The organism is Variovorax sp. Root434, from assembly GCF_001426595.1.
GTDB lineage: Bacteria > Pseudomonadota > Gammaproteobacteria > Burkholderiales > Burkholderiaceae_C > Variovorax.
This window is the reverse complement of the sequence record NZ_LMEK01000001.1, coordinates 37499-63458: the sequence shown is the minus strand read 5'-3', so window position 1 is coordinate 63458 and position 25960 is coordinate 37499. Positions and strand designations below refer to the sequence as shown.

Sequence of the window (25960 nt, the reverse complement as noted above, 5' to 3'; positions counted from 1 at the left end):
GTTCAGGGTTTCCAGTGGAGGAAATTGCGATAGAGCTGCAACCCGTGGTCCGCACTCTTCTCCGGGTGGAACTGGGTGGCAAAAATGTTATCGCGTGCGATGGCCGCGGTAAAGCTCGCGCCGTATTCCGCCTCGCCCACGCTGTGTTTGGGGTTCACCGGACAGGCGTAGAAGCTGTGCACGAAGTAAAAATAGCTCAGATCGGGCACGCCCGCCCACACCGGATGCGGCTGGGCCTGGCGCACCTGGTTCCAGCCCATCTGCGGCACCTTGAAGCGGCTGCCGTCGGCCTGCAGGCGCCCGATCAGGTCGAACTTGACGACTTCACCTGGAATGAGGCCCAAGCCGTCGGTCGGGCCTTCGTCGCTGCGCGACAGCATCATCTGCATGCCCACGCACACGCCGAACAGCGGCTTGCTGGCGGCCGCCTCGAGCACCGACTCCTGAAGGCCGGAGTCGCGCAGCTCGCGCATGCAGTCGGGCATGGCGCCCTGCCCCGGCAGCACCACACGGGTCGCCTTGCGGACCACGTCGGGGTCGGAGGTGACGAACACCTCCACGCCCACCTGGTCGGCCGCATGGCGAACGGCCTGCGACACCGAGTGCAGGTTGCCCATGCCGTAGTCGACGACCGCGACGGTATTTGCTGCTACAGATTTCATAGCTGTTCGCTGGCGGGCTTCAGAGCGAACCCTTGGTCGATGGAATGACCCCGACGGAGCGGGGATCGATTTCGAGCGCGCCGCGCATGGCGCGCGCAAAAGCCTTGAACACCGTCTCGCACTGGTGATGCGCATTGACGCCCTTGAGGTTGTCGATGTGCAGCGAGACGAAGGCGTGGTTCACGAAGCCCTGGAAGAATTCGTAGGTGAGCTGGCTGTCGAAGGTGCCGATCATCCCGCTGGTGAAAGGCACGTGCATCACGAGGCCCGGACGGCCCGAGAAGTCGATGACGACACGGCTCAGCGCCTCGTCGAGCGGCACATAGGCATGGCCGTAGCGGCGGATGCCTTTCTTGTCGCCGACGGCCTTGGCCACGGCCTGGCCCAGCGTGATGCCCACGTCTTCCACCGTGTGGTGCCCGTCGATGTGCAGGTCGCCCTGGCAGTCGATGTCGAGGTCGATCAGCCCGTGGCGGGCGATCTGGTCGAGCATGTGGTCGAAGAAGCCGATGCCGGTGGAAAGCTTGGCGCGGCCGGTGCCGTCGAGGTTCACGCTGACGGTGATCTTCGTCTCGGCGGTGTTGCGGGTGACCGTCGCTGTGCGATCGGCAATCTGGGGGGTGGTCATAGTGAGGCTTCGAGCGCCGCGAGCATCCGCGCATTCTCGTCGGCCGTTCCGACGGTGAGGCGCAGGCAGTTCGCGAGCAGTTCATGCATTTTAGAAACGTTCTTCACCAGAACGCCGCGAGCCTTCATACCCTCGAAAGTCCTGGCGGCATCGGGCACGCGCAGGAGGATCATGTTGGCGTCGCTGGGCCAGGTCTTCACGCCGGGCAGGCGGCCGAGCCCCGTGATCAGGCGCTCGCGCTCCTCGCGGATCTGCCGGGCCTGGGCCTCGAACACGTCGGCATGCTCCAGCGCGAACAGCGCGGCCTCGCAGTTGAGCACGCTGATGTTGTAGGGCGGGCGCACCTTGTCGATCTCGGCGACCAGCGCGGCCGGCCCCATCATGTAGCCCAGGCGGATGCCGGCCAGCCCGAACTTGCTGAGCGTGCGCATCAGCAGCACGTGGCCGTGCTTCGCCAGCCGGTCGATGTAGCTGCGGGCGGCAAAGGGCTGGTAGGCCTCGTCGATCACCACCAGGCCGCCCTGCGCGCCCTGGGCTTCGACGATCTTCTCGAGGACGGCGTCGTCCCAGAGGTTGGCGGTCGGGTTGTTGGGGTACGCGAGATAGACGATGGCGGGCTTCTCGCGCTCGATGGCGGCCAGCATGGCGGCCTCGTCGAGCTCGAAGTCGGCCGTGAGCGGCACGCCAACGAACTTCAGGCCCTGGAGCTTCGCGCTCATGGCGTACATCACGAAGCCGGGCACGGGTGCCAGCACGGTCGCGCCCGGCAGGTCGCAGGCGATGGCCAGCAGCGAGATCAGTTCGTCTGACCCGTTGCCCAGCATCAGCGCGAAGCCTTCAGGCATTTGCGCATGTGCCGCCAGCGCGCTGCGCAGGTCGGCGCCGCGGTCGCCGGGGTAGCGGTTGAGCGCCAGCGCGCCGAGCCGCTTGCCGAGTTCGGCCTGCAGCGCGGGCGGCAGGCCGAAGGGGTTTTCCATGGCGTCGAGCTTGATGAAGCCGCGCGCGTCCTGCACCGCATAGCCATGCATGGCCCGCACGTCGTGGCGGATGCGGTCGAACGGCGGGCGAGCGGATTCAGGAGCGGTCATCGGGTGCAGTGGTAGCTGTTCTTGAGGGCGCCGGACATGACCAGTTGCACGGGCATGTCGGCTTCGTAACTGTCGGCGTTGCGGGTCAGCTCGGTCTGGTAGAGCGAACGGGCCATGGAGGGTTCGAGGCGGCGGCCCTCGACGCAGAACAGCGGCTTCTGGCCGTTGCGCTGCGAAGATTCGACGCCTTCGCGCAGGCCTTCGAGCACGCCGACCAGGTAGTAGCTGGCGTAGGCCTTGCCCTCCTTCTCGTTGGCCTCGAGCGTGCGCAGCTCGCGAATGCTCATGGCCTGCGCGCCGGCGGCGGCGGCGAGTGCGAGCAGCAGGAACGCGGCACGCTTCATCGGCATCACCTGCGGTAGCGCGGCGGCGGCGCGTAGGCGCCGTCGGCCGGGAAGGCGCTGGGCTGCGACGCGTCGGCGCCACGGCGCTGGCGGCGCGGGGCATCGCGCTCTTCGAGTTCGAACAGCGCGGCACCGATCACGCCGACGTTGCGCACGTCGCCGGCTTCGGTGTTCGCGGCGTAGGCGCGGCCGGGCGCGGAAAAACGGAAGGCCGCCACCTCGTTCTGGCTCTTGCGGAAGCCCTCGATGGTCAGCGACTGCAGCGGCCGCAGCACGTAGCCGCCGTTGCGCATGCTGCCGGGCTTGCCGTTGAGCACGTCAAGGCCGTCGACGGTGGCGATCACTTCGTAGCTGCGCTCGCTCAGGTTGCGAAAGCGCAGTGTGTAGCGCGCGCCTTCGACACCGGCGAGACGGAACATGTCCTCCCCGCCGCTGCCCCGGCGGGTGCGCTGCAGGGGCAGCGGACGGCCGTCCTCGTCGAGCACGGACCATTCGACATCGCCGTCGGCCAGCAGCAGGTTCAGCCGCCGCTCGGGATTGCTGCCCACCACGCGGCGCACGGCGGAGGCTTCGTTGTAGCCCACCGAGGCCACGTCGTCCGGCCGGTCGGACAGGCGCTTGGCGACGACGGTGCGGGTCTTCGATTCGATGCCCTCGCCCCATTGCGTGCCAAGCTGCGGCGCGGGTGCGGCCGGCGCAGCGGCGCTGGGCATGGCGCTGGCGGCGGCCGATTCGCGCGGAGCCTGCGGCATCTGGCTGCAGGCGGCCAACAGCGCGGCCCCCGCAATGGCAGTCGCGGCGAACCTGAACAGACGCGAACCGAAGAGACGATCGATCATCTTGCTTGCTCCTCCCGGGGACGGGTTGTTGTTGGAGCTCAGATCTTACGCAGCCGCATGCGGGCGGCCTCGGCGTGCGCCTGCAGGCCCTCGCCCTCGGCCAGCGTGACGGCGACCGGGCCGAGCACCTGGGCGCCGGCCTCGCTGACCTCGATCAGGCTGGAGCGCTTCTGGAAGTCGTAGACGCCCAGCGGGCTCGAGAAGCGCGCCGTGCCGCTGGTCGGCAGCACGTGGTTCGGCCCGGCGCAGTAGTCGCCCAGGCTCTCGCTGGTGAAGGCGCCGAGGAAAATCGCGCCGGCGTGGCGCAGCAGCGGCTCCCAGCGGTTCGGTTCGCTGCTGCTGACCTCCAGGTGCTCGGGCGCGATGCGGTTGCTGATCTCGCAGGCCTCTTCCATGCTCTTGGTGTGGATCAGCGCGCCGCGGCCGTTGAGCGAGGCGGCGATGATTTCGGCGCGCGGCATGGTGGGCAGCAGGCGATCGATCTCGGCCTGCACGCGGTCGATGTAGGCGGCGTCGGGGCACAGCAGGATGCTCTGTGCCAGCTCGTCGTGCTCGGCCTGGCTGAACAAGTCCATCGCCACCCACTCGGGCGGCGTGGTGCCGTCGGCCAGCACGAGGATTTCGCTCGGGCCCGCGATCATGTCGATGCCCACGGTGCCGAACACGCGGCGCTTGGCTGCGGCCACATAGGCGTTGCCGGGGCCGGTGATCTTGTCGACGGCGGGAACGGTCGCGGTGCCGTAGGCCAGCGCGGCCACGGCTTGTGCGCCGCCGATGGTGAAGGCGCGCGTGACGCCGGCCACGTAGGCGGCGGCCAGCACGAGCTGGTTCTTCTCGCCCTTCGGCGTCGGCACGACCATGATGATTTCGGCGACGCCCGCGACGTGCGCGGGAATGGCGTTCATCAGCACACTCGACGGATAGGCAGCCTTGCCGCCCGGCACGTAGATGCCGACACGGTCGAGCGGCGTGACCTTCTGGCCGAGCAGCGTGCCGTCGGCGTCGCGGTAGCTCCAGCTCTCGCCCGAGGCCTTCTTCTGGGCCTCGTGGTAGCTGCGCACGCGGCGTGCGGCGGCTTCGAGCGCGTCACGCTGCGCGGCGGGCAGCGACTCGAAGGCGGCCTTCAGTTCGGCCTGGGTCAGCTCCAGCTCGGGCAGCGTCTTCGCGTCGAGCTTGTCGAAGCGATTCGTGTACTCCAGCACCGCAACGTCGCCACGCGTTTGAACGTCGGCCAGGATGTCCGCCACCACCTTCTCGATGGCCGCATCCGCGTCCGCGGACCAATGCAGCCGCGCCTTGAATTCAGCGTCGAAGCTGGCTGAAGTCGTGGACAGTCGGGCGGGGGCTGCTTTCAGAGTCATGTGCGTGATGTTCAGGCGGAAGGAATGGCCGACGCGAACGCGTCGATGATGCGGCGGATCGGCTCGCGCTTGAGCTTGAGTGCCGCCTGGTTGACCACCAGTCGGGCGCTGATGTCCATGATGCGTTCCACCTCGACGAGGTGGTTCGCCTTGAGCGTGTTGCCGGTCGAGACCAGGTCGACGATGGCGTCGGCCAGGCCCGTGAGCGGCGCGAGCTCCATGCTGCCGTAGAGCTTGATCAGGTCGACGTGCACGCCCTTGCTGGCGAAGAATTCGCGCGCCAGGCCCACGTACTTGGTCGCCACGCGCAGGCGCGAGCCCTGCTTCACGGCCGAGGCGTAGTCGTAGTCGGCGCGCACGGCCACGCTGAGGCGGCAGGCCGCGATGCGCAGATCGAGCGGCTGGTACAGGCCCTGGTTGCCGTGTTCGAGCAGCACGTCGAGCCCGGTCACGCCGAGGTCGGCGCCGCCGTACTGCACGTAGGTGGGCACGTCGGATGCGCGCACCAGCACCACGCGAACGTCGGGGCGGGTGGTGCCGAGAATGAGCTTGCGCGACTTCTCGGGGTCTTCGGTGACCTCGATGCCGGCGGCCGCCAGCAGGGGCATCGTCTCTTCGAAGATGCGGCCTTTGGAAAGCGCCAGGGTGATCATGCGGCGGCTCCCGTCACGCGTTCGATGTCGGCACCCAGGCCGCGCAGCTTGGCTTCCATGCGGTCGTAGCCGCGGTCGAGGTGGTAGATGCGGTCGATCAGGGTTTCGCCCTCGGCCACGAGGCCGGCGATGACCAAGCTGGCCGAAGCGCGCAGGTCGGTGGCCATCACGGTCGCGCCCGAGAGCTGCTGCACGCCCTCGACCATTGCGACCTTGCCTTCGACGTGGATGTTGGCGCCCAGGCGAACCATCTCGTTCACGTGCATGAAGCGGTTCTCGAAGATGGTCTCGGTGACCATCGAAGCGCCGCGCGCGATCACGTTCAGGGCCATGAACTGGGCCTGCATGTCGGTCGGGAAGCCGGGGTATTCGGTGGTGCTGAAGCTCTGCGCCTTCAGGTGTTCGCAGGCCGGGCCCTTGGAGCTGACGCGCACGCCGTCCTTCTCGCAGGCGACGGTGCAGCCCGCATCGCGCAGCTTGTCGATCACGGCGTCCATGTGGTCGCCGCGCGCGTGGCGCAGGAAGGCCTCGCCGCCCGTGGCCGCGACGGCGCACAGGAAGGTGCCGGCCTCGATGCGGTCGGCCACCACGGCGTGTTCGCAGCCGTGCAGCTTCTCGACGCCCTGGATGCGGATGTGGCTGGTGCCGTGGCCTTCGATCTTGGCGCCCATGCGGATCAGCATTTCGGCCAGGTCGACGATCTCGGGCTCCTGTGCGGCATTCTCGAGCAGCGTTTCGCCCTCGGCCAGCGCGGCGGCCATGAGGAAGTTCTCGGTGCCGGTGACGGTGACCATGTCGGTCAGGATGCGCGCGCCCTTCAGGCGGGTGCGGCCTTCGGGCAGGCGCGCGACCATGTAGCCGTGGTCGACCACGATCTCGGCGCCCATGGCCTGCAATCCCTTGATGTGCTGGTCGACCGGCCGCGAGCCGATGGCGCAGCCGCCGGGCAGCGACACCTTGGCATGGCCGAAGCGCGCCAGCAGCGGGCCCAGGGCCAGCACGGAGGCGCGCATGGTCTTCACCAGCTCATAAGGCGCTTCCGGGTTGTTCAGGTCGCCGGCATTCAGGCGCACCGTGCCGCCGTCCTTCCCATCCTGGCCGCGCTCGGCCACGACGCCCATGTTGCGCACCAGCTTGAGCATGGTCGACACGTCCTGCAGGCGCGGCACGTTGTGCAGCGTCACGGGCTGGTCGGTCAGCAGCGCCGCGCACAGTTCGGGCAGCGCGGCGTTCTTGGCGCCGGAAATGAGTACTTCGCCGCGAAGCTCTCGCCCGCCGCGAATCAGAAGTTTGTCCATCGAAATTCCAGCGAAATCAGGGGCCCGCGAGGGCCGGGGAGTTATTTTTCCACCGCCGCCCATTCGGCCGGCGTGTAGGTCTTCATCGAAAGCGCATGCACCTCGTCGGTGTGCATTTTCGCACCGAGGGTGGCGTAGACCCGCTGATGGCGCTGGATCGCGCGCTTGCCCTCGAATTCGGCCGAGACGATGGTGGCATACCAATGCCGGCCATCGCCCTCGAGCGTGATGTGCTCGCACGGGAGGTGGGACTGGATCAGGGCCTGGAGTTGTTCGGCGGTCATGGGGTCTGGAGAAGAAGCGTTCAGCCTCGGATTTTGTAGCCGATGCGCAGGAGATGGACAGCGATGGCGCTCACCGCCAGCCACGCGGTGCCGACGATGCCCAGGCTGAGCCAGGGCGATGCGTCGCTCACGCCGAAGAAGCCGTAGCGGAAGCCGTCGATCATGTAGAAGAACGGGTTCAGGTGGCTCACGCTCTGCCAGAACGGCGGCAGCGAGCCGATCGAATAGAACACGCCCGACAGGAAGGTCATGGGCATGATCAGGAAGTTCTGGAACACCGCCATCTGGTCGAACTTCTCGGCCCAGAGGCCGGCGATCAGCCCGAGCGTGCCGAGCATCGCGGCGCCCAGCAGCGCGAAAACGACGATCCAGACCGGCGCCACGAAGTTCGGCATCGCGAAGAAGATCGTGACCGCGAACACGCCCAGCCCCACGGCCAGCCCGCGGATGACCGACGAGCCCACATAGGCAAAGAACCAGCCCCAGTGCGACAGCGGCGTGAGCAACACGAACACCAGGTTGCCCATGATCTTGCTCTGGATGATGGAGGACGAGCTGTTGGCGAACGCGTTCTGCAGCACGCTCATCATCACGAGGCCCGGCACGAGGAAGGCCGTGTAGCCGACGGTGCCGTAGACCGTCACGCGGCCCTCGAGCACATGGCCGAACACCATGAGGTACAGCAGCGCGGTGAGCACCGGCGCGCCGACCGTCTGGAACCCGACCTTCCAGAAGCGCAGCGTCTCCTTGTAGAGCAGCGCGCGCCACCCCGTCACAGCCATCATGGAGCCCCCTTGCTCGGCACTGCGTGTCCTCGCTTCCCCCCGAGGGGGAGCTTCGCTTGCTTGGGGCGGCCCGGCGCGGCGCTCATCGCGCCACCTCCAGCGGGGTCTGCTCGCCGGCCATCAGGTCGATGAACACGTCTTCCAGGTCGGCCTTGCGCATTTCCACGTCTTCCACCGCGACGCCGGCTTCGCGGATCGCGGCCAGCAGTTGTTCGACTTCATGGGCGTTCTGCGCCGGCAGCTGCACGATGCGCCCGGTGATGCGTGCATGCTGGGCAATGGCCCAGGGCAGCATGGCGTCGGTCTTGAAGCGCAGCACGTTGCTCGCGGCCGACTTCAGCAGTTCGCTGGTGCGGTCGAGCGCGATCACCTTGCCGAGCTTGAGCATCGCGATGCGGCTGCACAGCGCCTCGGCTTCTTCGAGGTAGTGGGTGGTCAGCAGCACGGTGCTGCCCTGCTTGTTGAGCCGGGCGACGAACTGCCAGAGCGTCTGGCGCAATTCGACGTCGACGCCGGCCGTGGGCTCGTCGAGCACGATCACCGGCGGCTTGTGCACCAGCGCCTGCGCCACCAGCACGCGCCGCTTCATGCCGCCCGAAAGCTGGCGCATGTTGGCGTTGGCCTTGTCGGCCAGGCCCAGGCTGTGCAGCAGCTCGTCGATCCAGTCGTCGTTGTTCTTGATGCCGAAGTAGCCCGACTGGATGCGCAGCGACTCGCGCACGTTGAAGAAGGGGTCGAACACCAGCTCCTGCGGCACGATGCCGAGCTGGCGGCGCGCCTCGGCGTAATCGCGCTGCACGTCGAAGCCGTGCACGGTGATGGCGCCGGCCGTCGGGCGCGAAAGCCCCGCGAGCATGCTGATGAGGGTGGTCTTGCCCGCGCCGTTCGGGCCCAGCAGGCCGAAGAACTCGCCCGGCTCGATCTGGAAGCTGACCTCGTCGACCGCCTTCAGCCCTTGCTTGCCTTGGGCTTTCTGCTGTCTGGAGGGAGGGTAGGTCTTGGAGACCGATTGGAATGAGATCGCGGGCATGGGAGCCCGCGATTTTACGGGGCCGCTTTACAAGCTGCCGCGCAGCGGCCCGATACCCTCATGCGGCCGCCGCCGGGCCGCCCCAAGGCGGGCCGCGCCTCCCCCTCGGGGGGTGGCGACTTACACGCAGCAAAGCGGAGTGAAAAGCCGGGGGGCCAACAATGTCAGGGCGCCGCGGGCAAAAGGCCCGCAATGCCGTACAGCGCAGCCAACTCGCGCAGCCGGGGCGAGAGGCCCTTGACGGAAAAGCCGCGTCCCAGCGCGCTGGATTCGCGCCGGCATTCGAGCAGCACGGCCAGCGCCGACGAATCGAACTGGGCCAGCGCGGTCGCGTCGACCACGGTGGACGACGAGTCGACCTGGCCCTTCAGCCCCTGCTGCAGCATGCGCATGCAGGCGGGGGCCTCGTCGTGGGTGAGTCGGGTCGGCAGGACCAGCATCGTGCGCTCCGGTCAGCTCTTGCCGTTGCCCTTGTTGCGCGCAGCCAGTGCGGCGATCAGGCCGTCGACGCCGCTCTTGTTGATTTCCTGCGCGAACTGGGTGCGGTAGGTGTCGACCAGCCAGACGCCCAGCACATTCAGGTTGTAGACCTTCCAGCCGGCGCCCTGGCCGGGGGTCTTCTCGAGGCGGTAGTCGAGCTGGACCGGATCGCCGCGGCCCTTGACCTCGGTGCGCACCAGCACGTCCTTGTCGTCGGGCGAGCCGCGGAACGGACGGATGGTGACGGTCTGGTCGGTCACCTGGTCGAGCGCGCCGGCATAGGTGCGCACCAGCAGGGTCTTGAATTCTTCCTGCAGGCGCTTCTGCTGCTCTGGCGTGGCCGTGCGCCAGGCCGGGCCGACGGCCGAGGCCGTCATGCGCTGGAAGTTGACGTTGGGCATGATCTTGCTGTCGACCAGCAGCATGATCTTGTTGACGTCGCCCGACTTGATGGACGAGTCGGCCTTGATCGTCTCGAGCACGTCGGTCGAGAGGCGCTTGACGAGCGCATCGGGCGCTTCGTCGGCGGCACGGGCGGGCTGGACGAATGCGAAAGCCGCACTGAACAGCAGCGCACCGGCCAGCACCAGGCGGCCGAGATCGCGACGTTGCAAGGTCTTGTCGTTCATGGAGAGTCCCTTATTCAAGTTTGAAAATCCACAGGCATCCGGAAAAGCCGGATGCTGAAACAGGAACGGATTCGAGGCCCATGGGGCCGACCGGGTTCCTGTCGGGGAGGTGAAGCCTTGCAACCGGATGCAAGCGCCCTCCCCTCCATGCGCTCCTCGGCTTACTTGTCGCTGCCGTCGCCGCCGTCGCTGCCGCCGCCATCGTTGGGCGGATTGCCGTCGTAGACCTGGCTGCGGCGGCGCTGCAGGAACGCATCGCGCGTGAACGAATACTTGTCGAGCGCCGCGTCGCCCAGCAGGCGGCCGGCACGCAGGTACTGCGAGCGCTTGTCGACCACGCGCAGCACCGTCAGCGAATTGCGCCAAGGGATGTCGCTCACATGGCCCAGCGGATCGCCGTACATGTCGAGCGGCTTGGCCGCGGTGTCGCGCACCGTCGAGGGGCCCAGCAGCGGCAGTACGACATACGGGCCGGCACCGACGCCCCAGTAGCCCAGGGTCTGGCCGAAGTCTTCCTCGTGGCGGGGAATGCCCGCTTCGGTCGCAACGTCCAGCAGGCCGCCGAGGCCGAAGAAGGTGTTGACGTTCAGCCGCATGAAGGTCTCGGCGCTGTTCTGCAGCTTCAACTGGGCCACGTTGTTGGCCAGGCTCCAGACATCGCCGATGTTGGAGAAGAAGTTGTTCACGCCGGTGCGCACCATCGAGGGCAGCGCCTTCTGGTAAGCCGTGGCCACGGGGACGAGCACCGCGTCGTCGACGGTGTCGTTGAAGCGCGAAACACCGCGGTTGAACGGCTCGAACGGGTCGGCCGGATTGGCGTTGGGGCCGGTGGCGCAACCGGCCACCAGCGCGAAGACGGCTGCTGCGCCCATCCAGCGCGCATGGTTTGCTACGTTATTCATAGCAAACGACAGGGGAAATCGTGTTTTCATTTCTTATTGGCTGTTCCAGGCGTCGAAGGATTGCCTTCGGCCGCCTTGCTGTACAGGAACTGGCTGATCAGGTTCTCCAGCACCACGGCCGATTGGGTCGAAGTGATGGTGTCGCCGGCCTGCAGTGCCTTCTCCTCGGCGCCCGCCTCGATTCCGATGTACTGCTCGCCGAGCAGGCCACTGGTCAGGATCTTGAGCGAGCTGTCCTTGGGAAAACTGTAACGGTTTTGCAAAGCCAGCGTCACGTCGGCCTGAAAGGACTTGTCGTTGAAGGCGATTGATTCCACACGGCCGACCACAACCCCCGCGCTCTTGACCGCGGTTTGGGGCTTGAGCCCGCCGATGTTGTCGAAGCGCGCGGTGACCGCATAGGTCTTCTGGAAATTCAGGCTCAGCAGGTTGGCCGACTGCAGCGCGAGGAAGAGCAGCGCCGCCGCGCCGATCAGCACGAACAGGCCGACCCAGATGTCGTTGTTGGAACGTTGCATGGTTTGATCTCTGTCTAGAACGATGGAGGCCGAGCCTCTTTAGATACTGAACATCATGGCGGTGAGCAGGAAGTCGAGCCCCAGCACCGCCAGCGATGCCGTGACCACGGTCTTCGTGGTCGCGCGCGACACGCCTTCGGGCGTGGGCTGAGCTTCGTAGCCCTGCAGCAGCGCAATGAAGGTCACGGTGAAGCCGAAGACGATGCTCTTGATGACGCCATTGCCGACGTCGCGCCATACGTCGACGCCGCCCTGCATCTGGCCCCAGAACGCGCCCGGGTCCACGCCCAGCATCAGCACGCCCACCACGTAGCCGCCCATGATGCCGACCGCGCTGAACACCGCCGCCAGCAGCGGCATGGTGATCACGCCGGCCCAGAAGCGCGGCGCGAGGATGCGCTGCACCGGATCGACCGCCATCATCTCCATGGCGCTCAATTGCTCGTCGGCCTTCATGAGGCCGATCTCCGCGGTAAGCGACGTACCGGCGCGTCCGGTGAAGAGCAGGGCCGCCACCACGGGCCCGAGTTCGCGCACAAGACTCAGCGTGACCAGCAGGCCGAGCGCTTCGGAAGAGCCGTAGCGCTGCAGCGCGTAGTACATCTGCAGCCCCAGCACGAAGCCGACGAACAGCCCCGACACGCCGATGATCGCGAGCGAGTAGTTGCCCAGGAAATGGATCTGGTCGCGCACCAGCCCGAAGCGGCGCATGATCTGCGCGCCCGGGCCGACCAGGCGCGTGAAAAGCTTCGCGCCATAGCCCAGGTTCGCCAGATGGCGGCGCACCGCGAAGCCGAGGTCGGCTGGTTTCCACCAGGTCATGAACGCCCTCCTTCCACATTGCCGAAGTCGTCTTCGATGCTGACGCCGGGGTAGTGGAAGTGCACGGGCCCGTCGGGCAGCGCATTGACGAACTGATGGACCAGCGGGTCGTCGCTCTCGCGCACTTCGTCGGGCGTGCCCTGCGCGGCAATGCCGCCGTTGGCAAGGATGATCACGTGGTCGGCGATGCGGAAGGTTTCCTCGAGGTCGTGCGACACGATGATGCTGGTGAGCCCGAGCGTGTCGTTGAGCTGGCGGATCAGCCGCGCTGCCGTGCCGAGCGAGATCGGGTCGAGGCCGGCGAAGGGCTCGTCGTACATGACGAGGTCGGGATCGAGCGCGATCGCGCGCGCCAGCGCCACGCGCCGCGCCATGCCGCCCGACACTTCGCTGGGCATCAGGTCGCGCGCACCGCGCAGGCCGACGGCGTCGAGCTTCATGAGCACGATGTCGCGCACCAGCGCTTCGGACAACTGGGTGTGCTCGCGCAGCGGGAAGGCCACGTTGTCGAACACGCTCATGTCGGTGAACAACGCGCCGAACTGGAACAGCATGCCCATGCGGCGCCGCGCTGCATAGAGCGCCGTGGCGTCGAACCTGACGACGTCCTGACCATCGAAGAGCACCTCGCCGCGCTGCGCCTTCTGCTGTCCGCCGATCAGGCGCAGCACGGTGGTCTTGCCGCCGCCCGACGCGCCCATCAGGGCCGTCACCTTGCCGCGCGGCACGGTGAAGGACACGCCGTCGAGAATGGCGCGCGCGCCGTAGCCGAACGTGACGTCGCGGAACTCTACGAAGGGATGTGGCAGTGGTGCGGCTGGGTCCATCTCAATAAAAAAGCCGGGCGCCCTTTCAAGCATCCCGGCATGCGGTTTCCGGCGGATGATACCGGGGACAAACCCGGACCCGCGAAACTGAAACAAAAATCAGCGAGGTAAGTCGCTGAATCCCATCAAAAATTCATCGACCGAGCGGGCAGCTTGACGGCCCTCGCGGATCGCCCAGACCACCAGCGACTGTCCGCGGCGGATGTCGCCAGCGGCGAACACCTTCGGCACGTTGGTGGCATAGCCCCCGATGAAGTCGACCGTCGCCTTGGCATTGCCGCGTGCGTCCTTCTCGACACCGAAGGCATCGAGCACAGTGGCCACGGGGCTGATGAAGCCCATGGCGAGCAGCACGAGGTCGGCCTTGAGCACCTGCTCGCTGCCGGCCACTTCCTGCATCTTGCCGTCCTTCCATTCGACGCGAACGGTCTTCAGGCCGGTGACCTTGCCCTTCTCGCCGATGAACTCCTTGGTGGAGATCGCGAACTCGCGCTCGCAACCCTCTTCATGGCTGGAGCTGGTGCGCAGCTTGATCGGCCAGTACGGCCACGTCAGCGGGCGGTTTTCTTCCTCTGGCGGCTGCGGCATCAGCTCGAACTGCGTGACGCTCGCGGCGCCATGGCGGTTGCTGGTGCCTACACAGTCGGAGCCGGTGTCGCCGCCGCCGATGACGATCACGTGCTTGCCGTCGGCGCGCAGCTGGCCCTTGACCTTGTCGCCCGCGTTGACGCGGTTTTGCTGCGGCAGGAACTCCATCGCGAAATGGATGCCGTCGAGGTCGCGGCCGGGCACCGGCAGGTCGCGCGATTGCTCGGCACCGCCGGTGAGCACCACGGCGTCGAACTCTTTCTGCAGCTGCTCGGGCGTGACGATTTCCTTGGCAAGGTTCGTGACCTTGGAGCCCTTGCCCAGCGGATCCTTCGCGGCGCCGACCATCACGCCGGTGCGGAAGGTCACGCCTTCGGCCTTCATCTGCTCGACGCGCCGGTCGATGTGCGCCTTCTCCATCTTGAAGTCGGGGATGCCGTAGCGCAGCAGGCCGCCGATGCGGTCGTTCTTCTCGAACAGCGTCACGTCGTGGCCGACGCGCGCCAGCTGCTGGGCGGCCGCCATGCCGGCCGGGCCCGAACCCACCACCGCCACCTTCTTGCCGGTCTTGTGCTTGGCGGCGCGCGGCGCCACCCAGCCTTCGTCCCAGGCGCGGTCGATGATCGCGTGCTCCAGCGACTTGATGCCGACCGCGTCGTCGTTCACGTTGAGCACGCAGGCCGCCTCGCAGGGCGCGGGGCAGATGCGGCCGGTGAACTCGGGGAAGTTGTTGGTCGAATCGAGCACCGCGAAGGCGTTTTGCCAGTCATTGCGGTACACGAGGTCGTTGAAGTCCGGAATGATGTTGTTGACCGGGCAGCCGCTGTTGCAGAACGGCGTGCCGCAGTCCATGCAGCGCGCGCCCTGCACCTTGGCCTGTTCGGTGTTCAGGCCGACGACGAATTCCTTGTAGTGCTTGACGCGCTCGTCGACGGGCTTGTAGCCCTCCTCAACGCGCTCATGCTCCATGAAGCCGGTGATCTTTCCCATCGTGCTTTCCTTTGTTCTCTGTACTCGTGGGCGCTCAGACCGAAGCCGGGGCCGTTTGCGGTGCGGATGCTGCCAGCGCATGCGGCTCGAGGCCGATGTGCGCGTTGTTGCCGCTGCTCGTGAGCTCGACCTTGCGGTCGTGCAGTTCGGCCAGCGCGCGCTTGTATTCGTTCGGGAACACCTTCACGAACTTCGTGCGCGACACCGCCCAGTTGTCGAGCAGCTCTCGCGCGCGCTTGCTGCCGGTCCAGCGGTGGTGCTCTTCGAGCAGCTTCTTCAGCTGCGCTTCGTCGGTCACACCGCCGTGCCAGATCTTGCGATGCACGCTGGCGGTCTGCTCGGCGGAGGTCAGCACCTTGTCGAGCGAAACCATCGAGAGGTTGCAGCGCGTGGCGAACTGGCCGTCCTCGTCGTAGACGAAGGCCACGCCGCCGCTCATGCCGGCCGCGAAGTTGCGGCCCGTCTTGCCGAGCACGGCCACCGTGCCGCCGGTCATGTACTCGCAGCCGTGGTCGCCGGTGCCTTCGATGACCGCCGTGGCGCCCGACAGGCGCACGGCGAAGCGCTCGCCGGCCACGCCGCACAGGTAGGCCTCGCCGGTGGTCGCGCCATACAGCGCCGTGTTGCCGACGATGGTGTTGCGCGCCGCTTCACCGCGGAACTCGAGGCTGGGGCGCACCACCACACGGCCGCCGGAGAGGCCCTTGCCCGTGTAGTCGTTGGCGTCGCCGATGAGGTACAGCGTGATGCCGCGCGCCAGGAAGGCGCCGAACGACTGGCCGCCCGTGCCTTCGAGCTGGATGCGGATCGAGTCGTCGGGCAGGCCCTGCGGATGCACCTTGGTCAGCGCGCCCGAAAGCATCGCGCCCACCGAGCGGTTGACGTTGCGCGCCACCTCGATGAACTGCACCTTCTCGCCCTTGTCGATGGCGGGGCGCGACTTCTCGATGAGCTTCACGTCGAGCGCGCGCTCGAGACCGTGGTCCTGGTTCTCCACATGGAAGCGCGGCACCTCGGCCGGCACGTTCGGCAGTGCGAACAGGCGGCTGAAGTCGAGGCCCGAGGCCTTCCAGTGCTCGATGCCCTTGCGCATGTCGAGCAGGTCGGCGCGGCCGATCAGGTCATCGAACTTGCGGATGCCCAACTGGGCCATGATCTGGCGCACTTCTTCAGCGACGAAGAAGAAGTAGTTGACGACGTGCTCGGGCTTGCCCGAGAACTTCTTGCGCAGCACCGGGTCTTGCGTGGCCACGCCCACCGGGCAGGTGTTCAGGTGGCACTTGCGCATCATGATGCAGCCCTCGACCACCAGCGGTGCGGTGGCGAAGCCGAACTCGTCGGCGCCCAGCAGCGCGCCGATGGCGACGTCGCGGCCGGTCTTCATCTGGCCGTCGGCCTGCACGCGGATGCGGCTGCGCAGACGGTTGAGCACCAGCGTCTGCTGCGTTTCGGCCAGGCCGATTTCCCACGGGCTGCCCGCATGCTTGATCGACGACCAGGGCGAGGCGCCCGTGCCGCCGTCATGGCCGGCGATCACGACGTGGTCGCTCTTGCACTTGGCCACGCCGGCCGCGATGGTGCCGACGCCGATTTCGCTCACCAGCTTCACGCTGATGCTGGCGTGCGGCGCGGTGTTCTTCAGGTCGTGGATGAGCTGGGCCAGGTCTTCGATCGAGTAGATGTCGTGGTGCGGCGGCGGGCTGATGAGGCCCACGCCCGGCACGGCGTAACGTTGCTTGCCGATGTACTCGGTGACCTTGCCGCCGGGCAGCTGACCACCCTCGCCCGGCTTGGCACCTTGCGCCATCTTGATCTGGATCTGGTCGGCCGAATGCAGGTACTCGGCGGTGACGCCGAAACGGCCCGACGCGACCTGCTTGATGCGCGAACGCAGCGAGTCGCCGTCCGCGAGCGGCAGGTCGACCTCGACGTTGGCCGCGCCGATCACGCTCTTGAGCGTGTCGCCCTGCTTGATCGGGATGCCCTTGAGTTCGTTGCGGTAGCGCGCCGGGTCTTCACCGCCCTCGCCCGTGTTGCTCTTGCCGCCGATGCGGTTCATGGCAATCGCGAGCGTGGCGTGCGCCTCGGTGCTGATCGAGCCGAGCGACATCGCGCCGGTGGCGAAACGCTTGACGATCTCCGCAGCCGATTCGACTTCGTCCACCGGAATCGCCTTGGCCGGATCGATCTTGAACTCGAACAGGCCGCGCAGCGTCAGGTGGCGGCGGTTCTGGTCGTTGATGAGCTGGGCGTATTCCTTGTACGTGTTCCAGTTGTTGGCGCGCGTGCTGTGCTGCAGCTTGGCGATGGCGTCGGGCGTCCACATGTGCTCTTCGCCACGCGTGCGCCAGGCGTATTCGCCGCCGGCGTCGAGCATGTGGGCCAGCACCGGGTCGTCGCCGAAGGCGGCCTTGTGCATGCGGATGGCTTCCTCGGCGATCTCGAAGACGCCGATGCCTTCCACGCGGCTGGCGGTGCCGGTGAAATACTTGTTCACCGTCTCGCTGTTCAGGCCGATGGCTTCGAACAGCTGCGCGCCGCAGTAGCTCATGTAGGTGCTGACACCCATCTTCGACATGATCTTCGACAGACCCTTGCCGATGGCCTTGACGTAGTTGTAGACCGCCTTGTCGGCGCTCAGCTCGCCCGGCATGTCGGCGTGCATGGCCGCCAGGGTTTCCATGGCGAGGTACGGGTGCACGGCTTCAGCGCCGTAGCCCGCCAGCACGCCGAAGTGATGCACTTCGCGCGCCGAACCGGTCTCGACCACGAGGCCGGCCGTGGTGCGCAGGCCTTCGCGAACCAGGTACTGGTGCACGGCCGAGAGGGCCAGCACGGCAGGGATGGCCACCTGCGTCGGGCTCACGCCGCGGTCGCTGATGATCAGGATGTTGTGGCCGCCCTTGATGGCATCCACCGCTTCGGCGCACAGCGAGGCCAGCTTGGCTTCGACGCCCTCGTCGCCCCAGGCGAGCGGGTAGGTGATGTCGAGCACGTAGCTCTTGAACTTGCCCTGCGTGTACTTGCCGATGTCGCGCAGCTTCGCCATGTCGGCGAAGTCGAGGATCGGCTGGCTCACTTCGAGCCGCATCGGCGGGTTGACCTGGTTGATGTCCAGCAGGTTGGGCTTGGGGCCGATGAAGGACACGAGCGACATCACGATCGCTTCGCGGATCGGGTCGATCGGCGGGTTGGTCACCTGCGCGAACAGCTGCTTGAAGTAGTTGTACAGCGGCTTGTTCTTGCTCGAGAGCACGGCCAGCGGGCTGTCGTTGCCCATGGAGCCGATGCCTTCCTCGCCGGCCTGGGCCATCGGGCTCATCAGGAACTTGATGTCTTCCTGGGTGTAGCCGAAGGCCTGCTGGCGGTCGAGCAATGCAACTTGCGACAGCGGCGCCGAGACCGGCTCGGCCTTGACGCTGTCGAGCTTGATGCGCAGGTTCTCGATCCACTGCTTGTAGGGCTTGCTGTTCGCGAGGGTGGCCTTGACCTCCTCGTCGTCGATCATGCGGCCCTGCTCCAGGTCGATCAGGAACATCTTGCCGGGCTGCAGACGCCACTTGCGCACGATCTTCTGCTCGGGCACGGGCAGCACGCCCGATTCGGAAGCCATGATGACGAGGTCGTCGTCGGTCACGCAGTAGCGCGAGGGGCGCAGGCCGTTGCGGTCGAGCGTGGCGCCGATCTGGCGGCCGTCGGTGAACACGATGGAGGCCGGGCCGTCCCACGGCTCGAGCATGGCGGCGTGGTATTCATAGAACGCGCGGCGGCGCGGGTCCATGGTGGCGTGCTGTTCCCAGGGCTCCGGGATCATCATCATCACGGCCTGGCTGATGGGGTAGCCGGCCATCGTCAGCAGCTCGAGGCAGTTGTCGAAGGTGGCGGTGTCGGACTGGTTCGCGAAGCTGATCGGGTAAAGCTTCTGCAGGTCGGCGCCCAGCACGGGCGACGACATCACGCCTTCGCGCGCCTTCATCCAGTTGTAGTTGCCCTTGACCGTGTTGATTTCGCCGTTGTGGGCGACATAGCGGTACGGGTGGGCCAGCGGCCACTCGGGGAAGGTGTTGGTGGAGAAGCGCTGGTGCACGAGGCCCAGGGCCGAGATGCAGCGCTTGTCCTGCAGGTCGAGGTAGTAGGTGCCCACCTGGTCGGCCAGCAGCAGGCCCTTGTAGACCACGGTGCGGCTCGACATGCTGGGAACGTAGTATTCCTTGCTGTGCTTGAGCTTCAGGCGCTGGATGTTGGCGCTGGCGGTCTTGCGGATCACGTAGAGCTTGCGTTCCAGCGCGTCCTGCACGATCACGTCGTTGCCGCGGCCGATGAAGACCTGGCGCAGCAGCGGTTCCTTTTCGCGCACGGTGGGCGACATGGGCATGTCGCGGTTGACCGGCACGTCGCGCCAACCCAGCAGCACCTGGCCTTCGGCCTTGATGGCGCGTTCCATTTCCTGCTCGCAGGCTTCGCGCGAGGCGTGCTCCTTCGGCAGGAAGATCATGCCGACGCCGTATTCGCCCGGCGGGGGCAGCGTGACGCCCTGCTTCGCCATTTCTTCGCGGTACAGGTGGTCGGGCAGCTGGATCAGGATGCCGGCGCCGTCGCCCATCAGCTTGTCAGCGCCCACTGCGCCGCGATGGTCGAGGTTCTCGAGAATCTTGAGGCCCTGCAGCACGATGGCGTGGCTCTTCTCGCCCTTGATGTGGGCCACGAAGCCGACGCCGCAGGCATCGTGCTCGTCGGCACCGGAATACAGACCGTGTTCTTGGAGATGTTTGATCTCGGCAGCCGTCGTCATGGCGCGCTCCTTCAGTTTTCGCAGGGAAATGGAGCATATTGCGATGCACAAAGAATGCCAAACACTTTAATGGGGGTCAGATTCCTATTAAATCTTGAGTTATCTGGTCAGAATTAAATTGGGGACATATTAAAAAGAGGAGCAAAAGAACCAGCGCCACAGCCGGCCGACGCCGCTTTTCCAGCTCAGGATGAAGTGTTCGATGGCGGCCGGCCGGCCTTGGCTTTGACGACCCGGCGGTCGGTGGACTTCTGCAGGCTGTCGAGAAAGTCGTCGTCGCCAGCGGCCCAGCCCCGCAATGTGGCCTCGGTCAGCGCGCTCTGGTCGGCCGCACGCACCCCGCCGCGCACCAGTTCGACATACGCGGCCTCGCGCGCGAACGGGGTGTTGCCGAGCTCCCAATACAGCGGGTGGGGGGTCAGCAGGCGGTCGTGCCGCAGTCCGGCGTAGTGGCCATGGCTGGACCAGGGAAAGTCGCGCGCATCGGCCACCATGCCCGCGCGCACCGGGTTGAGGTCGATGTAGGCCATGCAGGTCAGCAGGTAGCGGTCGGTCTGGATCAGCGTGGACCGGTAGCGGCCCTCCCACAGCGTGCCGCTGCGGCCATGGCGGTCGTTGAAGTAGCGCACGTAGCTGCGCCCCACCGACTGCATGAACTGGGGCAGGCCGGTGGGGCTGTCGGGCGTGGCCAACAGGTGGAAGTGGTTGTCCATCAGCACGTAGGCATGCAGCGCGATGCCGAAACGCGTGGCGTTCTCGGCCAGCAGCGCGAGCAGCTTTTCGCGGTCCGCGCGGTCCACGAAGATCGGCTGGCGGTTGTTGCCGCGCTGGATCACGTGGTGGGGCATGCCGGCCAGCGTGAGGCGGGGAAGACGGGCCATGGATCGCAGTGGACGCGGCGGATTGCGCGCCCGCTTTCAGGCCAGCCGGAAGCGCGTATCGCCCAGCGCGTCGAGCCCGAACTGGCCTAGCAGCTCGCGCAACCGCGTGGCCGCGCTCGCCTTGCGCTGCCCGGTGTAGCGCGCCAGGATCAGCTCGTTCTTCATGCTGTGCTCCCAGCCAACCAACTCGGTCACCGTGACGCTGTAGCCGTTGGCTTCGAGATACAGGCAGCGCAGCACGTTGGTGAGCTGGCTGCCGATTTCGCGCGTGTGCAGCGGATGGCGCCACAGCTCGGCCAGCGGCGTGCGCGACAGCGCCAGCGCCTTGGTTTCGCGCAGGCATGCGGCCACTTCGGCCTGGCAGCAGGGAACGAGCACCATGCAGCGCGCCTTCTTGGCCAAGCCGAATGCGATGGCATCGTCTGTCGCGGTGTCGCAGGCGTGCAGCGCGGTGACCACATCGATCTGCGCCGGCAATTCGCTCGCCTGCGCCGATTCGGCCACGGTGAGGTTCAGGAACGACATGCGCTCGAAGCCCAGGCGCTGCGCCAGCGCGCGCGAGCGCTCGACCAGTTCACCGCGCGTCTCGATGCCGTAGACGTGGCCGCTGCCCTGCCGCGGCCGGAAGAACAGGTCGTAGATGATGAAGCCGAGGTACGACTTGCCCGCACCATGGTCGGCCAGCGTCGCGCTCGCGCCCTCTTCCGGCAACTCGCGCAGCAGTTGCTCGATGAACTGGAACAGGTGGTAGACCTGCTTGAGCTTGCGCCGCGAGTCCTGGTTGAGCCGGCCCTCGCGGGTCAGGATGTGCAGTTCCTTGAGCAATTCGATGGATTGGCCGGGGCGCAGCGCGTCGGCCAGCTCCGCATCGGCCTTGGCGGCCTTGTTCGTTTTCACGGTTCTTGTCGCGTTGTTCGTGTTCATGGCTTGGCGCTTCTGGGGCCGACGTCGAGCGCCGCCCAGCCTTCTGGGCCCAGCGCTTCGAGCGTGTCGATGTTGCGCTCGAAGATGGCCTCGGCCTCGGGGAACGCCTCGACCGCGCGGCTCACGCTGTCTTCGCGCAGCAGGTGCAGCGTGGGGTACGGCGCGCGGTTGGTGGCGTTGCCGATGTCGTCGGCATCGGTGCCGGCGAACTGGAAGCGCGGATGAAAGCTCGCCAGCTGGAACACGCCGTCGAAACCGGCGCGCGCAAGCCGGCGTTCGGCACGCGCCGTGAAGTCGTTGAAGTCCAGAAAGTCGGCCAAGGTGTTCGGTGCAATGAGCAGGGTGGTGTCGCGCACGGCGGCGTCGAGTGCGGCGAGGTCTTTTGCTTCGGCAAGAAGCGCGTCCATCAGGTCGACCTCCTCGGCCGGCTCGTACACGGCGTAGTGGACCTGCGCCTTCACGTGCACGGCCTTTGCGAACGGGCACAGGTTGAGGCCGATCACCGCGCGTTCGAGCCAGCGTCGCGTATCGGCTTCGGCCTGGGCGGATGCGATTGTCGCCGCGTGGGTCATGCCATCTCCGCCGCAGGGCGAATCCGCCCCAGGCGCCGCGCGATCGCCATGCCGACCAGCGAGCAGGCCAGCGTGGCGGTCCAGGTCCAGTGCCAGCCGCCAACGCGGTGAGCCATCCACGCCACTGCGGGCGGGGCCAGGAACTGGCCGAGCGAGGACGCCTGCTGCATGAGTCCGACCGTCGTCGACACGGTGGTGGGCCCGGGCGCAAGCCGCACGCCCAGCAGGAACAGCGTGGCCGGCACCATGCCGCCGCCCAGCGAGAACGCGCACACGGCGATGTAGCGCAGCGCGGGCGGCAGGCCCAGGGCGTCCGGGCCCTGCCCTGCCTGCGCGAAGGCGGCCACGCCCCCGAGCGCCATCGTCAGGAAACCGAGTTGCAGCAGTCGCTCCGGCGCCACGCCGCGCTGCAGCCAACGGCCGCCTGCAATGTTGCCGACGATGTTCATGGCGGCAGCGAGCGCGGTGAGCACCGCGTTCCAGGCGGCCGGCACACCCGCGCCGGCATAGATGGCGGGCAGGAAGCCGATCACCGCCATCCACTGCGACGAGTACACGGCGAAGGTCAGCGCCACCAGCCAGGGCGCGCGCGCACCGACCGTGGCGCGCAGGCGCGAAGACCAGCCGCCGGCGGCCTGGCCCGCCACGGCCGGCCGAAGCCGGTCGGCTGGCACCACCAGCCACAGCCAGAGTGCGGCCCCGGCCGACACGATCGACAGTGCCCACCACCAATCCGCCCATCCACCCCAGGCGATCAGGGCGGGGCCCAGCAGCAGCGCGAGGGCCACGCCGAGCGGCATGTACGCACCCCAGAGGCCCAGCGCCGCCTTGTCTGCACCCGGCGGGGTCAGCGCGCGGATCAGCCCCGGCCCCGGCATGACCGTCAGCAGGAAACCGATGCCTTCGACGGCACGCAGCAGGAGCAGCCATTGCACGGCGTGCGCCCCATCGACCATGCCGCCCAGCAGGCTGGCGACCGTCAGCACCGCCAGCCCCGTCAGCATGCTGCGGCGCAAGCCGATGGTGTCCGCCGCGAGCCCGACCAGCAGCCCCAGCGTCATGCTCGCGACCTGCACCAGCGACAGCAGGAATCCCGCCTCGACCAGGCCAATGCCGAGCGATGCCTGCAGCGCCGGCACGGCGGGCGGCAGCTTGCCCAGGTGCAAGGCCGCGCTGACGCCGCCCAGCAGGACGGCCAGGGCAGCGGCGGGAACGCGCGGCCGGACTGCGGATGGACTCACGCGATGCCCCGGCGCCCCGTGAGCCGCTCGTGTTCGCGCATGGCGAAACGATCGGTCATGCCGGCGATGTAGTCGGCCACGGCACGGTGCCTGTCGTGGCGCTCGGCATAGGAAGAAGGCATCTCGGCGCCGCGCTCGAGATAGGCCTCGAACAGCTCCTGCACCACGTCGCGCGCCTGGTCGGTGGTCTGCGTGACCTGGGGATGCCGGTAGAGGTTGTGGAAAAGAAAGCGCTTGAGGTCTTCCGACTGGGCCTGCATGGCGGTGCTGAACGCGACGACAGGCGGGGCCATGCGCACCGCGTCGGCATCGACCGGTGCGAGGGCTTCGAGCGCCGCGCGGGTCGCATCGATCACGTCGTAGACCTGCGCGCTCAGCATGCGCCGGATGGTCTCGTAGAGCACGCGGCGGCCCTGCAGCTGCGGGTGCTCGGCGAGCGCCTCGCGGCGGTAGCGCTCGAACAGCTCGACCTCGGACAACTGCTCGACGCCGATGAGGCCCGATCGCACGCCGTCGTCGATGTCATGGGCGTTGTAGGCGATGGCGTCGGCAAGGTTGCACAGCTGCGCCTCCAGCCCCGGCTGGGTGCGGTCGAGGAACCGCCGGGCCACGCCGTGCGGTTCGGCCGCCTCCAGCCGTTCGGCGTTCGCGCGCGAGCAGTGCTTGAGGATGCCCTCGCGGGTCTCGAAACTGAGGTTCAGGCCGTCGTATTGCGGATAGCGGTGCTCCAGCGCGTCGACCACGCGCAGGCTCTGCAGGTTGTGCTCGAAGCCGCCATGTGCGGCCATGCAGTCGTTGAGCGCGTCCTGACCCGCATGGCCGAAGGGCGTGTGGCCCAGGTCGTGCGCCAGGGCGATCGCTTCGACCAGGTCTTCGTTGATGCGCAGGGCCCGTGCGATCGAACGGCCGAGCTGGGCGACTTCCAGCGAGTGCGTGAGCCGGGTGCGGAACAGGTCGCCCTCATGGTTCAGGAACACCTGCGTCTTGTAGACCAGCCGGCGAAAGGCCGTGGAATGCACGATGCGGTCGCGGTCGCGCTGGAAAGCGTCGCGCGTGGGCGCGGGCGGCTCGGCATGCCGGCGGCCGCGCGACCGCGCGGGCAGGCAGGCATAGGCCGCGAGGCTCATTGCGCCGCGCAGCTCTGCGCAAGCACTTCGCGCACGAGTGCGTCGGGTGCGCTGCGGACCACGGCGGAGCCGGGCCGGTCGATCACCACGAAGCGGATCTCGCCGGCTTCCGATTTCTTGTCGACGCGCATCAGCTCCAGGTAGCGATCCGCGCCCAGCGCAGGACCGACGATCGGCAGGCCGGCGCGTTCGATCAGCCGCGTGAGCCGCTCGACGAAGGCGGCATCGACGCCGCCAAGCCGCTGCGACAGCCGCGCCGCCATGACCATGCCGCAGCCGACGGCCTCGCCGTGCAGCCATTCGCCATAGCCGAGGCCCGATTCGATCGCGTGGCCGAAGGTGTGGCCGAAATTGAGGATCGCGCGCAGGCCGGTTTCGCGCTCGTCCTGCCCGACCACCAGCGCCTTGATTTCGCAGCTGCGCTTGACGGCATAGGCCAGCGCGGCCGGCTCCCGCGCGACGAGGGCGTCGATGTTGACTTCGATCCAGTCGAAGAACGCCATGTCGTGGATCGGGCCGTACTTGATGACTTCGGCCAGTCCGGCGCTGAGTTCGCGCGGCGGCAGGGTCTGCAGCGTGGCCAGGTCGCAGACCACCAGTTGCGGCTGGTAGAACGCGCCGATCATGTTCTTGCCGAGCGGGTGGTTGATGGCCGTCTTGCCGCCGACCGAGGAATCGACCTGCGCCAGCAGCGTGGTCGGCACCTGCACGAAAGGCACGCCACGCATGTAGCTGGCGGCGGCAAAGCCGGTCATGTCGCCCACCACGCCGCCGCCCAGGGCGAACAGCACGGTCTTGCGGTCGCTGCCGTGACCCAGCAGGTCGTCGAAGATCAGGTTCAGCGTCTGCAGGTTCTTGTACACCTCTCCGTCGGGCAGCTCCAGCAGGTGGACCGTGCGGAAACGGCCCGCCAGGGCACCCTGTAGCGCCTTGGCATAGAGCGGCGCCACCGTGGTGTTGCTGACGATCAGGGCCGTGGCGGCGGCAGGCGTGGCGGCGAAGCTAAGGGGATCGTCCAGCAGGCCGGCACCGATCAGGATCGGGTAGCTGCGGTCGCCGAGCTGGATGTCGACGCGTTCGGGCGGGGCGGAAAGTACGGGCAGGGACATGGGCAGCGAGTTTAGGCGCTGCAGCCGGCGCAGTTCAGGCAGTGGGCTCTTCCGGATGGGCGCCCGGCTCGACGATGCCCGCCAGCTCGAGCTGCATCACGATGATGTTCACCAGCATCGCGATCGAGGGCCGGCCGGTATCGACCACGTCGTGGGCGGTTTCCCGGTAGAACGGGTCGCGCGCATCGTGCAGTTCCCGCAACCGCCCCAACGGGTCAGCCACCTGCAGCAGGGGGCGCTTGACGTCGTGGCGCAGGCGCCGGAACAGGTCTTCGGGGGAGGAGCGCAGGTAGATCACGTGGAAGTGATCGCGCAGCTGGGTGCGGTTGGCCTCCCGAAGCACCGCACCGCCGCCGGTGGCCAGCACGCCGTGGGCATTGGCCGCCAGCTCGGCAATGACCGTTTGTTCGAGATCCCGGAAGGCCACCTCGCCTTCGCGCTCGAAGTAATCGCGGATCGAGCAGCCGATGCGCTGCTCGATCACGTGATCGGTGTCGATGAAGGGAAGGTCCAGCCGCATCCCCAGGCGCCGGCCCACTGCGGATTTTCCGGCGCCGGGCAAGCCGACGAGTGCGACCGCCACGCG

The 25960-nt window shown here is 67.3% G+C and carries 26 protein-coding genes; all 26 read right to left on the bottom strand.

The annotated features are described in order from the left end of the window. Positions 1–2: 2 nt before the first annotated feature. Positions 3–662, bottom strand: coding sequence for an imidazole glycerol phosphate synthase subunit HisH (gene hisH, locus ASD05_RS00295; protein ID WP_056586051.1), 660 nt, complete (start codon positions 660–662; stop codon positions 3–5). 19 nt (positions 663–681) lie between these two features. Next, a complete protein-coding gene (gene hisB, locus ASD05_RS00290; RefSeq protein ID WP_007835258.1) occupies positions 682–1290 on the bottom strand; it encodes an imidazoleglycerol-phosphate dehydratase HisB in 609 nt (202 codons plus the stop codon). Then, positions 1287–2378 carry a histidinol-phosphate transaminase gene (gene hisC, locus ASD05_RS00285; protein WP_056586045.1) on the bottom strand — a complete coding sequence of 364 codons (1092 nt, stop codon included), beginning with the start codon at positions 2376–2378 and terminating at the stop codon, positions 1287–1289. The genes hisB and hisC overlap by 4 nt, the downstream gene beginning before the upstream one ends. Beyond that, a complete protein-coding gene (locus tag ASD05_RS00280) occupies positions 2375–2722 on the bottom strand; it encodes a hypothetical protein (RefSeq protein WP_235507820.1) in 348 nt (115 codons plus the stop codon). Before ASD05_RS00280 ends, hisC begins: the two co-directional genes overlap by 4 nt. Before the next feature lie 5 nt (positions 2723–2727). After that, the gene (locus tag ASD05_RS00275) at positions 2728–3561 is read right to left on the bottom strand and encodes a hypothetical protein (RefSeq protein WP_056586036.1); all 834 of its coding nucleotides are present in this window, start codon (positions 3559–3561) and stop codon (positions 2728–2730) included. A 38-nt stretch (positions 3562–3599) separates the two neighbouring features. Then, positions 3600–4922, bottom strand: coding sequence for a histidinol dehydrogenase (hisD, locus tag ASD05_RS00270; protein WP_056586033.1), 1323 nt, complete (start codon positions 4920–4922; stop codon positions 3600–3602). Between the two features lie 11 nt (positions 4923–4933). Further along, positions 4934–5575: an ATP phosphoribosyltransferase gene (gene hisG, locus ASD05_RS00265; RefSeq protein WP_056586030.1), complete on the bottom strand. Its 642-nt coding sequence runs from the start codon at positions 5573–5575 to the stop codon at positions 4934–4936. Then, a complete protein-coding gene (gene murA / locus ASD05_RS00260) occupies positions 5572–6873 on the bottom strand; it encodes a UDP-N-acetylglucosamine 1-carboxyvinyltransferase (protein ID WP_056586026.1) in 1302 nt (433 codons plus the stop codon). The genes hisG and murA overlap by 4 nt, the downstream gene beginning before the upstream one ends. 41 nt (positions 6874–6914) lie before the next feature. Further along, positions 6915–7157 carry a BolA family protein gene (locus ASD05_RS00255; protein ID WP_007835251.1) on the bottom strand — a complete coding sequence of 81 codons (243 nt, stop codon included), beginning with the start codon at positions 7155–7157 and terminating at the stop codon, positions 6915–6917. A gap of 20 nt (positions 7158–7177) precedes the next feature. Further along, positions 7178–7933 (bottom strand): ABC transporter permease, encoded by a 756-nt coding sequence (locus ASD05_RS00250; protein WP_056587727.1) that lies wholly within the window; start codon positions 7931–7933, stop codon positions 7178–7180. A 91-nt stretch (positions 7934–8024) separates the two neighbouring features. Next, entirely contained in the window at positions 8025–8972 is a 948-nt protein-coding gene (locus tag ASD05_RS00245) for an ABC transporter ATP-binding protein (RefSeq protein WP_056586024.1), read from the bottom strand. Positions 8973–9136: 164 nt separating this feature from the next. Continuing rightward, positions 9137–9412: a lipid asymmetry maintenance protein MlaB gene (locus tag ASD05_RS00240; RefSeq protein ID WP_007835246.1), complete on the bottom strand. Its 276-nt coding sequence runs from the start codon at positions 9410–9412 to the stop codon at positions 9137–9139. 12 nt (positions 9413–9424) lie between these two features. After that, positions 9425–10081, bottom strand: coding sequence for a phospholipid-binding protein MlaC (locus ASD05_RS00235; protein ID WP_056586022.1), 657 nt, complete (start codon positions 10079–10081; stop codon positions 9425–9427). Between the two features lie 161 nt (positions 10082–10242). Next, positions 10243–10983, bottom strand: a complete 741-nt coding sequence (locus ASD05_RS00230; RefSeq protein WP_200955372.1) for a VacJ family lipoprotein — start codon at positions 10981–10983, stop codon at positions 10243–10245. Between the two features lie 26 nt (positions 10984–11009). Next, complete coding sequence (gene mlaD / locus ASD05_RS00225; RefSeq protein ID WP_056586018.1) at positions 11010–11501, bottom strand: outer membrane lipid asymmetry maintenance protein MlaD; 492 nt, start codon at positions 11499–11501, stop codon at positions 11010–11012. 39 nt (positions 11502–11540) lie between these two features. Then, positions 11541–12323, bottom strand: a complete 783-nt coding sequence (gene mlaE, locus ASD05_RS00220; protein WP_056586016.1) for a lipid asymmetry maintenance ABC transporter permease subunit MlaE — start codon at positions 12321–12323, stop codon at positions 11541–11543. Next, positions 12320–13183, bottom strand: a complete 864-nt coding sequence (locus ASD05_RS00215) for an ABC transporter ATP-binding protein (protein ID WP_056586014.1) — start codon at positions 13181–13183, stop codon at positions 12320–12322. Before ASD05_RS00215 ends, mlaE begins: the two co-directional genes overlap by 4 nt. Positions 13184–13249: 66 nt before the next feature. Then, the gene (locus tag ASD05_RS00210) at positions 13250–14728 is read right to left on the bottom strand and encodes a glutamate synthase subunit beta (RefSeq protein WP_056586010.1); all 1479 of its coding nucleotides are present in this window, start codon (positions 14726–14728) and stop codon (positions 13250–13252) included. A gap of 34 nt (positions 14729–14762) precedes the next feature. Beyond that, positions 14763–19520, bottom strand: a complete 4758-nt coding sequence (locus ASD05_RS00205) for a glutamate synthase-related protein (protein ID WP_056586007.1) — start codon at positions 19518–19520, stop codon at positions 14763–14765. Positions 19521–19705: 185 nt separating this feature from the next. Next, positions 19706–20401, bottom strand: coding sequence for a transposase (locus ASD05_RS00200; RefSeq protein WP_056586005.1), 696 nt, complete (start codon positions 20399–20401; stop codon positions 19706–19708). Between the two features lie 36 nt (positions 20402–20437). Further along, entirely contained in the window at positions 20438–21325 is an 888-nt protein-coding gene (locus ASD05_RS00195) for a class I SAM-dependent methyltransferase (RefSeq protein ID WP_056586004.1), read from the bottom strand. Further along, on the bottom strand, positions 21322–21897 hold the full coding sequence (locus tag ASD05_RS00190) for a DUF1415 domain-containing protein (RefSeq protein WP_056586001.1): 576 nt from the start codon (positions 21895–21897) through the stop codon (positions 21322–21324). Before ASD05_RS00190 ends, ASD05_RS00195 begins: the two co-directional genes overlap by 4 nt. Further along, positions 21894–23138 carry a CynX/NimT family MFS transporter gene (locus ASD05_RS00185; protein ID WP_056585998.1) on the bottom strand — a complete coding sequence of 415 codons (1245 nt, stop codon included), beginning with the start codon at positions 23136–23138 and terminating at the stop codon, positions 21894–21896. The genes ASD05_RS00190 and ASD05_RS00185 overlap by 4 nt, the downstream gene beginning before the upstream one ends. Further along, entirely contained in the window at positions 23135–24265 is a 1131-nt protein-coding gene (locus ASD05_RS00180) for a deoxyguanosinetriphosphate triphosphohydrolase (protein ID WP_056585996.1), read from the bottom strand. The genes ASD05_RS00185 and ASD05_RS00180 overlap by 4 nt, the downstream gene beginning before the upstream one ends. Next, complete coding sequence (gene aroB / locus ASD05_RS00175) at positions 24262–25374, bottom strand: 3-dehydroquinate synthase (RefSeq protein ID WP_200955371.1); 1113 nt, start codon at positions 25372–25374, stop codon at positions 24262–24264. The genes ASD05_RS00180 and aroB overlap by 4 nt, the downstream gene beginning before the upstream one ends. Before the next feature lie 34 nt (positions 25375–25408). Further along, the gene (locus ASD05_RS00170; RefSeq protein WP_056585994.1) at positions 25409–25957 is read right to left on the bottom strand and encodes a shikimate kinase; all 549 of its coding nucleotides are present in this window, start codon (positions 25955–25957) and stop codon (positions 25409–25411) included. Positions 25958–25960: the final 3 nt, after the last annotated feature.